We start from the raw sequence: 13,411 nt of genomic DNA on the forward strand, positions 1-13,411 counted from the left end.
CCGACGTCCGGAGCGGCACGCGCCTTCCGTGATCCGATGCCGAGGGATCAGTGCGACGGCCGGCGCCGAAGGCCGGGTTCAGCGTCGGGTGAGCGCCCGCGCCACGCCGCGGAAAAGTTTGCGCCGAAGGCTCGCTCGCGCCCTGGCGAGCAGCGGTGGTTCCGGCTTCGGTGCGGTCGCGCCGAAGCGGGGGAAGAGCGCGAGCGCGTTGTCGCGCTGGATGTTTCGCCGCGTGGTGTCGTCACATCCGGGAAAGGTGTCGAGCCCGGCGTTGAAATAGTGCACGGCGGGTTCGGGCGCGAAGGGCCAGTCGCTGCCGTAGAGCACGTGCCCGGGTTCGGCGAACGCGAGCAGGGACGGCAGTGCCGCTGCGCTCGCTGACAACGCGGTATCGAAATAGAACCCGGCGAAGTCGTCCAGGATGTCCAGCGGGCTGCGCCCGGTGTCGTTGAAGATGGCCAGTGCCATGCGGTGTGCGGCGTAGGGGACGAACCCGCCGGCGTGGGCGAGGACGAAGCGGATGTTGGGATACCGCCGCCGAATGCCATTGCGTACGAGCAGGTACGCCGCGCGGGTGGTGTCGAGCAGGAAATCCGCGGCGAATGGCGCGACGCCCGGCACGGCGGGCGCGGGCAGGTCCGCGGGGTGGACGAACGCGACGGCCGATCGCCGGTCCAGCACCCGGAAGAGTTCGTCCTGCCCGTCCTCGCCCAGATAGGTACCCGCCGCGTTGCCGAGCAGCACGACGCCGTCGGCGTGCAGGTCGTCGAGGGCGCGTCGCGCCTCGGCGGCGGCCGCGGCGACGTCGGGCATGGCCAGGGTGGCGAAGAACCCGAACCGGCCGGGTTCGGCGTGTACCAGCGCGGCGGTGTAGTCGTTGACCGAGCGGGCGAGTTGGGCCGCCTCGGCCGGATCGGCCAGGAAGGTGGTGCCCGGCGTCGACACCGACAGCACCGCCGAGGCGATCCCGGCGCGCGTCATCGACGCACCCGCCGCCTCCGGGCTCCACTCGGGCAATGCGCGCCCGCCCGGGGCGGTGACACCGTGCGCACGCAGCGCTCCGGCGTAGTCCGGCGGGATCAGGTGCTGATGCACGTCGATGCGATTCATGGGTTCGAGCACTCCTTTCTCCGGGCGCGCCGGGGCTCGGAGAGGTCCGACCCCTCACTCTGGCGTACCCCTGGGCCGTCAGGCAACCAGTTCTGATGATTTCATCATTTTTGCTTGACAGACTATTTCCGCATAACTGATGATTGCATCAGATCAGCGATCTGGGAGGTAGTGGTGACAACCGACAGTGCCGCCGAGACCGGGCGGATGGTCCGGGTCGGCAATCGAGACATCTTCTGCGGCGAAGCCGGTGCGGGCGCCGCCGTGGTGCTCCTGCACGGGGGCGGGCCGGGCGCCAGCGGCAGGTCGAACTACTCCCGCAATATCGAGGCGCTGGCTCGGCGTTTCCGGGTGATCGTCCCGGACATGCCCGGCTACGGGCGCTCCACCAAGCACATCGACCATTCCGACCCGTTCGGCGACTTGGCCGCGGCGATCGGCGGCCTGCTGGACGCCCTCGATATCGACTCGGCCCACCTGATCGGAAACTCCTATGGGGGAGCGGCGGCGTTGCGGCTTGCGATGGACCGGCCCGAAAAGGTGCGCAAGCTGATCCTCATGGGACCCGGCGGTGTGGGCACAACGCGCGCGTTGCCGACCAAAGGCTTGCAGTCGCTGCTGTCCTATTACGGTGGTGACGGTCCCAGCCGGGCCAAGCTGGCCGAGTTCATCCGGGATTATCTGGTTCACGACGCCGGCGGCGTCACCGAGGAGATCATCGACGACCGTTACCGGGCCAGTCTCGATCCCGACGTGCTCGCCGACCCACCCTTGCGGCGTCCTTCCGGCCCGGGGGCATTGCGGACGCTGTGGCGCATGGATTTCACCCGCGACTCCCGGCTGTCGGGCGTGCGCAACCCCACGCTGGTGATCTGGGGCGCGGAGGACAAGGTGAACCGGCCCGCCGGTGGACGAATGCTCGCCGAGCGGATGCCGAACTGCGACCTGTACCTGGCGGCCGAGACCGGTCACTGGGTGCAGTGGGAGCGCGCGGAGCTGTTCAACGAGCTGGCCTGCGCGTTCCTCGGAGCGGCGGGATGAGCGAGCGCACGGGCCGCGGAGCAGGCGGGTCGGTGTTCGGTGCGGTGCATCTGGGCTATGTGGTGGTGCATTCGCGGCGGCTGTCCGACTGGCGCCGGTTCGGCGCGCTGGCCATCGGGGTGCACGTCGACGAACTGGACACCGACGCGCTGCGCTTCCGTTTGGACGACCATGCCTGCCGATTCCTCATCCGGCACGGCGCGGCCGAGGACGTCACCGCGCTGGGCTGGCAGGTGGACGATCACGCGACCTTCGACCGGATCCTCGCGCGGGTCAGCGACCGCGGCGTGCCGATCGAAGAAGGCACCGCCGAGCAGGCGGCGGCGCGCGGAGTGCAGCGGCTGTGGCGCTTCCCCGGCCCGAAGGGCATCGCCACCGAGATCTTCACAACTCCGGTGACCAGTCCGGAACCGCTGCGGATGCTCAGTTCCGGCTGGGTCACCGGAGAGGCGGGAATGGGTCACGTGGCGATCGTCTCCCGCGAGCCGGAGTCGATGCGCGGCTACTACGACACGGTGTTCGATGCGCGCCTGACGGACTACATCGACGAGAACATCTCCGGCTTGACGATGAAGATCCGGTTCTTGCGGGTCAACGAGCGTCATCACTCGATCGCGATCGCGAACCTGCGCGGGGTGAAGCTCGATCCGCTGCGAACACGGGTGCAGCACATCAATATTCAGTCCGCGAGCCTGGAGGACATGCTGGCCGCGTTCGGACGGGTCACCGAGCTGGGCTTCCGGATGGCGTGGTCGGTCGGCCAGCACACCAACGATCGCGAGTTGTCGTTCTATTGCGTGACGCCGTCCGGCTTCGAGCTGGAGGTCGGGTGGAATCCGGTGGTGATCGGCCCGGAACTGGAATCGACATGGGAGCCGAGCACCTATCAGGGCATCAGCATCTGGGGTCACACCACGGTGGGGGAGACGGTGCTGGGCAAGTTCGCTCAGTTCCGCCAAGCCCTGCGGAGCATGCGGACTCCCGAAACCACGGTCGCCGAACTCACGGGAGGACTGTCGCGATGAGCGCATTCGATGTCGATGTCGTGGTGGTCGGCCTCGGCCCGACCGGTCTGACCCTGGCCAACCTGTTGGGACGGCGGGGTGCGCGCGTGTTGGTGCTGGAACGGGAGCCGGAGTACTACGGGTTGGCCCGCGCGGTCTACACCGACGACGAAGGCATGCGGGTCTTCCAGACCGCAGGCGCGGCGGACGAATTGGCGGCGGACATGAACGTCGACTCGACCGTGCAATGGGTGCGCGGGGACGGTTCGGTGCTGGCCCAGTTCCACTCGACCGATCGACCGCTGGGCTGGCCGGTGGTCAACTTCCTGTACCAGCCGTATCTGGAGAACACCCTCGAACGGGCGCTCGACCGCTATCCGCACGTCACGGTGCGGCGCGGTCGCGAAGTGGTCGACTTCGACCAGGACGCCGACGGCGTGGGCGTCGAGCACGCCGAATGCCGGGGCACCGGCTACGGCAAGTACCCGGCGGACACCGATCCGCGCACGGCCGATCGGGTGCGGGCGAAATTCCTGGTCGGCTGCGACGGCGGACGAAGCGTGGTGCGCACCAAGCTCGGCATCGAGATGGCCGGCACCAGTTTTCCGGAACGGTGGCTGGTGGTCGATCTGAAAGCCCGCGACGGTGTCGACGCGTTCCGGCATCTGCCGTATTTCAATTTCGTGTGCGACCCCGAACTGCCGATCGTGTCCTGCCCGCAGCCGGACCGGCATCACCGGTTCGAGTTCATGCTGTCGCAGTCTCAGACCAAGGAGGAGATGGAGGACCCGGAGACGGTACGCCGTCACATCGCCCGTTTCGTCGACCCGGACGAAGTCGAGGTGCTGCGCAAACTGGTCTACACCTTCAACGCGGTCGTCGCGGATCGCTGGCGCGACGGGCGGATCCTCGTCGCGGGCGACGCCGCGCACATGACCCCGCAGTTCATCGGTCAAGGCATGAACTCCGGAGTGCGCGATGCGGACAACCTGTCCTGGAAGCTGACCGCCATCCTCGAACACGGCGCCGCACTGGAGATCCTGGACAGCTACGAGTCCGAGCGCAGGCCGCATGCCGAGGCGATGATCGATCTGTCGGTGCTCAACAAGAAGATCGTCTCGCTCGACAACAGGCTGGTCGCGGCGGCTCGGGACATCGGGCTCACCACCGCGCTGCGGGTGCCTGGGCTCGGCGGCTGGATCCGCGGCGCGAAAATGAAACCGCGGCCGCGTTTCCGTCGCGGCGCCTACCTCGGTCTGCCGCGGCGCGGGTTGCGCGGTGTCGAGGGAACCCTGGCGCCGCAGCCGGATGTCCGCGACTACGACGGACGTCACCGGCGCTTCGACGAGGCATTGGGCATCGGGTTCGCGGTCCTGGGCTACGGCACCGATCCGCGCCGGGCCTTCGGGCCGGAGGAATCGGCCTTCCTGCGTGATTTCGACGCCGCTTTCGTCACCGTGTATCCGCTCGGCGGACGCCCGCAGGGAAAACCGGGTGACGGCCGGGACGACGTCACCGATATCGAAGACCACACCGGCACACTCACCCGATGGTTCGGCAAGGCCGGACTGCGCCCCGGCGGCGTCCTCGTGCTGCGCCCCGACCGCTTCGTCTTCGGCACTGCCGCAGCGGGGCAGGGCGCGTCGCTGGTCGCCGAATTGGCTCGGCAACTGGGCGTTTCCGCGCGTCCGTCGACGCTTCCGGTGGATCAGCCCGTTACCGCCATCGGTGGAGGCGCCTAGTACGAGGTCACAACTGCGGCTGGGGCGGAAGCGGCCCGGACACCAGTTTGCGGGCCGTTCGCTTCGGCATGCCGAACATGCGCAGGACGTGGAAGGTCATTTCGTCCGACAGCGCCCCGGCGTCGGCGTCGGGGCGCTGCTCGAGCAGTTGCAGCAATCCCAGCAGCGCGCCACCCGCGGCCATCATCGCCATCTCCACGTCCATCTCCTCGAATCGGCCCGCCTCCTGGGCGGCGAGGATGTCGCGTCGCGCCCGAGGGGCCAACCCCTCGTCCCGCGAGAGCACCGACAGCCCCGAATGCAAGATCACCCGCACCATCTCGGGCACTTGGCGCTGCAACCGGCCGGTCATCCGGAAACTCACCGCGAAGACTTCGGCCGGGTCGTCGTAGAGCCGGACGATCTCGTCGCGCATCTGGGCGTAGAGCTCCAGCGTCGAGCTCACCGCCTCGTCGAACAGTTGCTCCTTGGTCTGGAAGTGGTTGTAGAAGGAGCCGAAACCGACGTCGGCGGCATCGGTGATCTCCTGGATGCTCACCGCCGACCTGCCTTCCGACAGGAACTTGCGCGCCGCGGCCAGCAAGGCGTTGCGGGTGCGTTCCCGGCGTCGATCGGTCCGAGTACGCACCACCGGTTCCGCAGTCATCGACCTCTCCACCTTCCCGATCAATACGGGAATCATAACTGATCAAACGATCAGCTGTGCTGCGTGCCGACGGCGCGGGCAGGACAGGGTCCGCACGAGGCCGGTTTCGAGTTCGCCGAGATGGTCCGTTCTAGGACTTGTTCTGGTGGGGCGAGGTAGCGTGAAGGGTGTCGGCCGAGGTCGGCCACGGTGAAACGGCGTGGCCATCCGCGTCGGCAGCCTGTGGTCGGTGCGTCCCCATCGTGTTCGTATCCGGCCGGAAGCCGCTTGGCGGCTTCCGCTGAACAGCAGTGCTGGTTCGTGCGAAAGATCCGCCATCATGAGTGTTCACGCCCCTCTCTACCACGAAGTGCTCTCCCGGGAAGAGCTGCCGGACGAGTTCTTCGGCCTTTTCCTCGACCCGACCCGCACCTACAGTTGCGCCTTCTGGTCCCACCCCGACGACACCCTGGAGAAAGCCCAGACGGCGAAGATCGACCTGGCCTTGGCCAAGTGCGATCTCGCGCCGGGGATGGCCCTGTTGGACGTCGGTTGTGGCTGGGGCTCCACCATGCTGCGCGCCATGGACACCTACGGGGTGAACACGATCGGCTTGACCCGGAGCCGTAACCAGTACCGGTACGTGCGGGACATGCTCGTCGACCGGCTGATCCGCGGCCGCCCGTACGGCGGCGTGCGTGTGCAGGGCTGGGAGGATTTCGACCGCCGCGCCGACCGTATCGTCTGCATCGGAGCGCTGGAACACCTTCCGGTGGACCGCTACGGGGAGTTCTTCGATTTCGCCTACGGGATCATGCCCTCCGACGGCGTGCTGCTGTTGCAAACCGTGGTCAGCCACAGCCGCGAACATCTGCGGGCGCACGGTACCCCGATCACCAGCGAAGACTTCGCATTCTTGCGATTCCTGCGCGAGACCATCTTCCCCGGGGGCCAGCTTCCGCTGCCGACCGGTCACCATCCCAAAGGGGTCACCGAATACGCCGAGGACGCCGGTTTCACCGTCGCAGACGTCCAGGCACTGGGTCCGCACTACACCACGACGCTGGACTGCTGGGCCGACGCGCTGCACGAAAACCGGGACCGGGCGATCGAGCTCGCCGGGCGGGACACCTACAACGCCTACATCCGGTACCTGACCGGCTCCGCCGATTACTTCCGCCGCGGGCACACCGACGTCATGCAGTTCACCTGTCTCAAGCCCGACGCTCGGCATCCATCCCCGCTGCGCTGAACCCGCACCGCCGTTCGCCGGACGGCCGCGTCAGCGCGTCGCCTCGGTGGAGAACAGGTCGTCGTCGCCGGTCGACGGGCTCATGCCGTCCGTGGCGGGGTCCACGGCCCATCGCACGTCCTCGCGCGGACGCCGGATGGGCAACGCCAGGCGTCGTCTGCGGAGCTTGAGGTTGATGAGCGACATGTCGCCGTTGTAATGGGCGAGGACGCGGCGGTCCATGACCGCATGCCACAGCGGCGGGATCGCAGCGAGCACCACCATGGTTGCGTAGCCGGCGGGCAGCTGGGGCGCCACGTCACAGCTGCGCAGGGTCTGGTACCGGCGGCCGGGATTGGCGTGGTGGTCGCTGTGGCGCTGGAGGTGGAACAGGAAGATGTTGGTGACCAGGCGGTCGCTGTTCCAGCTGTCGCGGGGCGAACAGCGAGCGTAACGGCCGTCCGGGCGGCGGACGCGCAGCAGTCCGTAGTGCTCGACGTAGTTGACGGTTTCCAGCAGGCCCGCGCCGATCAGGGCTTGCAGAGCGAGGTATGGCGTGATCACGGGACCGAAGATCGCGATCAAGCCGCCGAACAGCACCGCGCTCATCGTCCAGGCCTGCAGGAGATGGTTGCCGGGGCTGAACCAGCGTTTCCCGCTACGGGCCAGGCGCGTGCGTTCCAGCTCCAGCGCCGACCGGAATCCGCCCACCATGGTGCGCGGCAGGAATTGCCACAGCGATTCACCGAAGCGGGCGCTGGCCGGGTCCTCGGGCGTGGCCACGCGAACGTGGTGGCCGCGGTTGTGCTCGACGAAGAAGTGCCCGTACCCGGACTGCGCGAGCGCGATCTTGGCCAGCCACCGTTCGAGATGTTCGACGCGGTGGCCGAGTTCGTGGGCGGCGTTGATGCCGATACCCGAGACGAAGCCGAGGGTGACCGCCAAGCCGAGCTTGTCGGCCGAGCTCAGCTCGTGGCTGGACCACATGTAGCCGGCGATGAGCAGGCCGATGAATTGCATCGGCAGGAACAGGAAGGTGCACCACCGGTAGTAGCGATCGTTGGACAGCGCCTCGTAATCCTCGTCGCGAGGGTTGCTTCCGTCGTCGCCGATGACCCAATCCAGCAGGGGAATCACCACCAGCACGATGATCGGGCCGATCCACCAGAACACTTCCAGTCCGGTGTGCGCCACCAACGTGGAGGGCAGTAGCGCGCAACCCGGGGCGATCAAACCCAGAATCCACAGGTACCGCTTGGGGTCGCGGGCTCGCGTGTGCTCGAAGATCGTCATAGTCATCTCGCCGATCCGTGAGGACGACACTCAACCGACAGTTCCGACTGCGGACAACACTTGAACCATGCGCGCCAATCAAGGATAACTGTAAGTTCGCTGGACGGTAGTGAACTCTGGAAACCGCTGTCTGAGCGGGCAATCCGCGTCGCGGGAACATCGTCCGACGACCGATTGCGACGCGACATTCGACCGTCGGCCGGTCGGAGTCGCCAGGCCGGGTGCGGATCGATTCCTGCTGGATGTCCGAGTGTCACCGGTGTCGACACCCGAGTGGCTCAGGCAAGCGGGGGTGAGCCAACTCCGACATTCGAACCTTTCTGTCCCGAATTCGACCCAGCTGACTAGCGATGAAACGGCAAACTTCCTGCAAATAACGCACCGACTGCCAGATCCGGGGCGGCGGGAGACCGTGCGGGGTGAAGCTCGCCTGCTTGCGCGGACGTCCGTGCTTCTCCGGGCAGGCAGGTCGGCCGCGGTCCGGTCGGGAAACCGGGCCGCGGCCGACCATCGTTCATGAAGCTCGCGGCACTACGAGCGCGACCGCTGCGCGCGGCGCTGTGCCGACTCTTCGAGTCGGATACCGACGGTATCCGAGGGGGTCTCGCTTTCGCAAATCAGGGCAGTGCCCCGCAGTTGGACGGAGCGGGCTGGCCCGCCAGCCGTTCGGTCATCCAGTCCTGTGAGGCGCCCAGGGACGGGAAGAACGCCAGCACGTGGGTGACCCGCAACCCGGTGATGACGCTGGGTAGCTCGGCATTCGCGTTCAGTTGGACAGGCGCGCCGCCGCCGCACCAGCTGCTGGCCACTTCCCGGACGGGCACGTACGGTGCGCCCTCGTCGGCCTGGTTCGAGGCGATGAGGACGGGCACTCCCGGGGTCAGCGTGCCGACCCGCTGGTCGTTGAACGCCGCCTTCAGCACCGGGGACTGATCGATCACCGCGGTCAGTGGTTGCCCGCTGGTGGTCCACTGCGAGGTGTTCGGGAACTGCTGGGCCAGTCCGAGCGGCACGGCGCACTTGTCCACCGACTCGCGCATGATCGCCTTACCGGTGTCGTTGAGTTCGGCGTCGAGCACCGGCTGGGTCTCGGGGTAATTGGCGGCGATGCCGTTGAGGATCCACGCGAAGGCGGGCCCGAGCGGGGCTCGTCCGTCGTTGAAGGCGATGAAGTACTCGTCGTCCACGACCGGTCCGCCGACGTAGGCGCCCCGCACGTTCAGATCGGGGGCATAGCTCGGCTGCAGTTCGGCCGCGCCCGCGGACGCCATGCCGCCCTGGGAGTATCCGTACAGAATGACGGGCGAGCCGGGGTGCACGCTGGTGCCCGGCAATTGCAGCGCCGCGCGCGCGGCGTCGAGGACCGCGTAGGCCTGAGATTTCCGGTTGAGATAGTCGTGCACATCCGGTGTACCCAGACCGTGGTAGTCGGTCACCATCACCGACATGCCGCGGGCCAGCAACGTGTAGATCGCCAGTACGTCGTATTCGACGATCACGTCGAACGGGGGCTGGTATTGGATGAATTGCGCCAGCAATTTCGACGGCGCGCACTGATCGCCCTGTCCCTTCGTGCCGACCGCGTAGGAGACCAGCGGTCGTTCGCCCGGACCGGTCCACGGCTGGGACGGTTCCAGATAGGTTCCCGTCACCGCGGTGCGGGCACCGTGGGTATCGCTGCTGGTGTACATGATGCGCGTCGATGTCGCCGGTACCTGCCCCGGTTGCCCGGGGACCGAGATCGCCAGCCGCGACCCTTCGGCGCGGATGATGGAGCCCGGTGCGCCCGCCGGTGCCGCGGGCGGGACGTAGAAATCGTCGCCGGCCACCGATTCCGCGGCCGGTTCCGTCCATGCGTGTGGGGCGGCGACCGCCCCACCCCCGACCACGAGGAGGGTTCCCGACAAAGCTGTGGCCAATCTGAGTATTCGGCTCCTCACGATGCGATCCTTCCTGCGATTGGGATACCCCTGGCATCTAGAATCGGATACTGAGAGTATCTGTAAGGGGTCGAAATTGTCCGGGAATGGCGATGAGTGTCGGCGGCTCGCGGGGGCGGGGCGTTCCCGGCCGACACGAGCGCAGAGTCAGGCGCGGACACGCGCCGTTTTGATCGCAACCGCCAAGCGGCTTTTTCTCCAGGACGGTTATCAGGCCACGACTCTGGACAAGGTCGCGAAAGCCGCTGGTTTCACCAAAGGTGCGGTGTATTCCAACTTCGGCACCAAAGACGACTTGTGTCTGGCGGTGCTGGACGAAATTCACGGTGAGCGAGCGGCGGAGATCGCCGAGATCATCGCCGCGCCGACGGCCGCGCAGCGGGTGAAGCGGATGACCGAATGGGCCGAACGGGTGGTCGGCGAGCCCGACTGGACGCATCTGGAACTGGAGTTCAGCGTGCACGCGCGGCGCGACGAGCACCTGCGCGCCGAGCTGGCGACCCGGCTCGACAACATCGTGGGCCTGGTCGGCGCCGCACTGCGGGCGACGGACGATCTCGACACCCCGATGCCCCGTGCCGACGCCGCCGTCGCCGTGCTCGCCCTCGGGGTCGGGCTGGGTCTGTTCCGGTCGATCGATCCCGGCATACCGGTCACGGGAATGATCTCCGCGCTGCGCGCCATCGCGGGGTTGTCCCAGGACGGCTGATCGAGCGGCGCGTCCGCGCGGCGGCGCTGGGTCGGTCTTGCGGTCACGCCACCCTGCGATAATATAAGTAAAAACTTATTCATGGAGGTTGTCATGGTGTTGCTGACCGATCCCGCGGCCATCGCCGGGCTCGTCACCCGCGAAGTCCGCACCGGATCCCGCGACGGCGTACCCACCCGTATCGCTGTCGCCCGGCGGGACTATCCGACCGATCGAGCGGATCTCTGGGACGCGCTCACCGATAGCGAGCGGATCCCGCGCTGGTTTCTGCCGATCAGCGGCGATCTGCGGGTCGGCGGCCGCTATCAACTCGAGGGCAACGCCAACGGTGTCGTCGAACAGTGCGACGCGCCGGAGCGGTTCGCCGTGACCTGGGAGATGGGACCGCAGGTCTCGTGGCTCACGGTCCTTCTCAGGCCGACCGCGGACGGCACCGAATTGGAGTTGCTGCACGAGGCGCCGGTCGCGCCCGAGTTCTGGGAGCAGTACGGGCCGGGGGCGGTGGGCGTCGGCTGGGATCTGGCCCTGATGGGTCTCGGGCTGCACTTGTCCAGCGGCGAGCCGGTGGACCCGGCCGAGGGTCTCGCCTTCCCGACTACGCCAGAGGGCCTGACGTTCGTCCGGACGGCGGCTCTCGACTGGGCGGAGGCAGCCGTCGGTGACGGGGACGACCCGGCGGCCGCGCACTCGGCGGCGCTGCGGACCATCGACTTCTACACGGTCGTTCCCGAGGGCGGCTCCGAGGCCTGATGGATCGGTCCCCAGCGAAGATCTTCGAGGCGCTCGGCGATCCGGTCCGCCGGTTCATCCTCGAACTGGTGGCGGCCGAGGAGCAGCCCGCGGGCGCGCTGGTCGCCGCCGTCCAACAGCGCGCGCCGATCTCTCAGCCCGGCGTCTCCCAGCACCTGAAGGTGCTTCGCGACGCCGGGCTGGTACTGGTCCGCGCCGAGGGCACGCGGCGGATATACGCCCTCGACCCCACCGGTGTCGACGCCGCTCGGGCCTGGCTGACCGGGTTGGCGGACCCGATGCGCCAGTTCGCGCAACCGCTCGACGCGCTCGCGACGGAGATCGCCCGCGGAAAACGAGCGCGCCGTGGTACGGCGAGCGGCCGAACCGGCGGAGCGGATGCAGGCAGCCAGGCTCGCCACGCATAGTGCGGAGGCGCACGCTCAGCAGCGGCCGAACACGACGGCCGCGTTGTGGCCGCCGAATCCGTACGAGTTGTTCAGCGCGTATTCGATGTGCTGGGTGCGGGCGCTGCCGTGCACGATATCGAGACCGATCTCGGGGTCCTGGTTGTCGAGGTTCAGCGTGGGCGGCACCACCCCGTCGCGCACGCTGAGCACGGTCAGGGCGGCTTCCACCGCGCCGACCGCGCCCACGGAATGCCCCAGCGCGGATTTGGGGGCGTAGACCGAAGGGTGGTCGCCCACCGCCGCCCGGATCCCTCTGGCTTCGGCCAGGTCGCCGAACGAGGTGCCCGTGGCGTGGGCGTTGACGTGGTCGATGTCCTTGCCGCGCACGCCTGCCGTCTCGAGTGCGCGGCGCATCGCGCGAATGTTTCCCGCGCCGTCGGGATCCGGCAGAACCATGTGGTAGCCGTCGGCGGTCAGGCCCGCGCCCAGCAGGCGAGCCAGGGGCTTCGCGCCCCGCGCGCGTGCGTGCTCTTCCGACTCCAGCACGAACAGCGCGGCGGCTTCGCCGAAGACGAAACCGTCGCGGTCCCGGTCGAACGGGCGTGACGCGCGCTCGGGCTCGTCGATCCGTGTGCTCAACGCCCGCATCATCGCGAATCCGGCCACCGCAAGCGCGTTGATATGGCCTTCCACACCGCCGGCGACGACCATGTCGGCTTCCCCGAGGATGATCGAACGCCACGCGTGTACCAGTGCCTCGCATCCGGAAGCGCAGGCCGAGACGGGCGTCATCACGCAGGCTCGCGCACCGAGCTCCAACCCGACCACCGCGGCGGCGCCGTTCGGCATGGCCATGGGCACCGCGAAGGGAGACACCTTGCGATAGCCCGATTCCCGCATCAGGTCGTTGGACTCGATGATCGTGTCGGCGCCGCCGAGACCGGTGCCGATGCAGACGCCGAGCCGATCGGGATCGACCTCCGGCCTGCCCGCGGTGTCCCAGATCCGGTTGCCCATGACATAGGCCACCTGCTGGACGTAGGACATGCGGCGCTTCTGCACGCGGCTGAGCTCATCCGTCGGATCGAGCTCGAACTGACCACCGATGTCGACGGGGACCTCGAAGCGCTCGTAGTCGGGATCGCGCACCTTGGCGATCCCGGTCTCCCCGGCGAGCAGTCCCTTCCACGTCGTCTCGGTGTCGGCGCCGACCGCGGTCGACATCTCGACAGCGGTGACGACCACACTCCGGAACCCCCCGTTGCTGGTGGAGAAGCCCGCGAAATCGGACATCGAACTCCTTCTTTCGGCTCGTCGGCTCGGATGCGTGGTTCGGGATGCGGCGATCCCGATCGACGTGCTCGGATCCGACCCCGACTACCGCCTCGAGGTGTGCGCTGTCTCGCCGACGGCGCCGACGTCGGTTCCAGGGTTGTCGTGTGTCGCTGTGGCCGGGCTGGAGATTCTGCGTAATGCGGCGACTGTGGTGATGCCCGGGTACGCGTCGGACGAAACACCATCGCCGCAACCGGCTCCGAGCGCTTCGCGAGGAATCCGGCCGACATCCGGGCGCTGTT

At 67.8% G+C, this 13,411-nt stretch carries 12 protein-coding genes; 7 read left to right on the forward strand and 5 right to left on the reverse strand.

From position 1 onward, the window contains the following. Positions 1-78: 78 nt before the first annotated feature. On the reverse strand, positions 79-1,110 hold the full coding sequence (locus ON21_RS35185) for an amidohydrolase family protein (RefSeq protein WP_039805476.1): 1,032 nt from the start codon (positions 1,108-1,110) through the stop codon (positions 79-81). Between the two features lie 174 nt (positions 1,111-1,284). Here ON21_RS35185 and ON21_RS35190 point away from each other — a divergent pair, with 174 nt between their 5' ends. The 3 genes from ON21_RS35190 to mhpA are packed head-to-tail and all read left to right on the forward strand — an operon-like array spanning position 1,285 to position 4,897. Next, on the forward strand, positions 1,285-2,151 hold the full coding sequence (locus ON21_RS35190) for an alpha/beta hydrolase (RefSeq protein ID WP_373281177.1): 867 nt from the start codon (positions 1,285-1,287) through the stop codon (positions 2,149-2,151). Continuing rightward, positions 2,148-3,176, forward strand: a complete 1,029-nt coding sequence (locus tag ON21_RS35195; RefSeq protein ID WP_039805371.1) for a VOC family protein — start codon at positions 2,148-2,150, stop codon at positions 3,174-3,176. The genes ON21_RS35190 and ON21_RS35195 overlap by 4 nt, the downstream gene beginning before the upstream one ends. Next, positions 3,173-4,897: a bifunctional 3-(3-hydroxy-phenyl)propionate/3-hydroxycinnamic acid hydroxylase MhpA gene (mhpA, locus tag ON21_RS35200; RefSeq protein WP_039805372.1), complete on the forward strand. Its 1,725-nt coding sequence runs from the start codon at positions 3,173-3,175 to the stop codon at positions 4,895-4,897. Before ON21_RS35195 ends, mhpA begins: the two co-directional genes overlap by 4 nt. 7 nt (positions 4,898-4,904) lie before the next feature. On the opposite strand, the gene ON21_RS35205 is transcribed toward mhpA, so the two are convergent. Continuing rightward, positions 4,905-5,543: a TetR/AcrR family transcriptional regulator gene (locus ON21_RS35205; RefSeq protein WP_039805478.1), complete on the reverse strand. Its 639-nt coding sequence runs from the start codon at positions 5,541-5,543 to the stop codon at positions 4,905-4,907. 319 nt (positions 5,544-5,862) lie between these two features. Between ON21_RS35205 and ON21_RS35210 the strand changes: the two genes are divergently transcribed. Then, positions 5,863-6,774: a class I SAM-dependent methyltransferase gene (locus ON21_RS35210; protein ID WP_039805373.1), complete on the forward strand. Its 912-nt coding sequence runs from the start codon at positions 5,863-5,865 to the stop codon at positions 6,772-6,774. Positions 6,775-6,804: 30 nt separating this feature from the next. On the opposite strand, the gene ON21_RS35215 is transcribed toward ON21_RS35210, so the two are convergent. Continuing rightward, a complete protein-coding gene (locus ON21_RS35215) occupies positions 6,805-8,052 on the reverse strand; it encodes an alkane 1-monooxygenase (RefSeq protein ID WP_086006534.1) in 1,248 nt (415 codons plus the stop codon). 611 nt (positions 8,053-8,663) lie between these two features. Next, positions 8,664-9,986, reverse strand: coding sequence for a lipase family protein (locus ON21_RS35220; protein WP_039805374.1), 1,323 nt, complete (start codon positions 9,984-9,986; stop codon positions 8,664-8,666). A 169-nt stretch (positions 9,987-10,155) separates the two neighbouring features. On the opposite strand from ON21_RS35220, the gene ON21_RS35225 reads away from it, so the two are divergent. The 3 genes from ON21_RS35225 (at position 10,156) to ON21_RS35235 (ending at position 11,852) form a co-directional block, all read left to right on the forward strand. Then, positions 10,156-10,695, forward strand: coding sequence for a TetR/AcrR family transcriptional regulator (locus tag ON21_RS35225; RefSeq protein ID WP_245562867.1), 540 nt, complete (start codon positions 10,156-10,158; stop codon positions 10,693-10,695). Between the two features lie 93 nt (positions 10,696-10,788). Continuing rightward, positions 10,789-11,445: an SRPBCC family protein gene (locus ON21_RS35230; RefSeq protein ID WP_039805375.1), complete on the forward strand. Its 657-nt coding sequence runs from the start codon at positions 10,789-10,791 to the stop codon at positions 11,443-11,445. After that, the gene (locus tag ON21_RS35235) at positions 11,445-11,852 is read left to right on the forward strand and encodes an ArsR/SmtB family transcription factor (RefSeq protein ID WP_039805376.1); all 408 of its coding nucleotides are present in this window, start codon (positions 11,445-11,447) and stop codon (positions 11,850-11,852) included. The genes ON21_RS35230 and ON21_RS35235 overlap by 1 nt, the downstream gene beginning before the upstream one ends. Positions 11,853-11,867: 15 nt before the next feature. Here ON21_RS35235 and ON21_RS35240 read toward each other — a convergent pair whose 3' ends face one another. Next, positions 11,868-13,127 (reverse strand): KasA/KasB family beta-ketoacyl-ACP synthase, encoded by a 1,260-nt coding sequence (locus tag ON21_RS35240; RefSeq protein ID WP_039805377.1) that lies wholly within the window; start codon positions 13,125-13,127, stop codon positions 11,868-11,870. Between the last annotated feature and the right edge of the window lie 284 nt (positions 13,128-13,411).

The organism is Nocardia araoensis NBRC 100135 (genome assembly GCF_000308435.1).
Lineage (GTDB): Bacteria > Actinomycetota > Actinomycetes > Mycobacteriales > Mycobacteriaceae > Nocardia > Nocardia araoensis.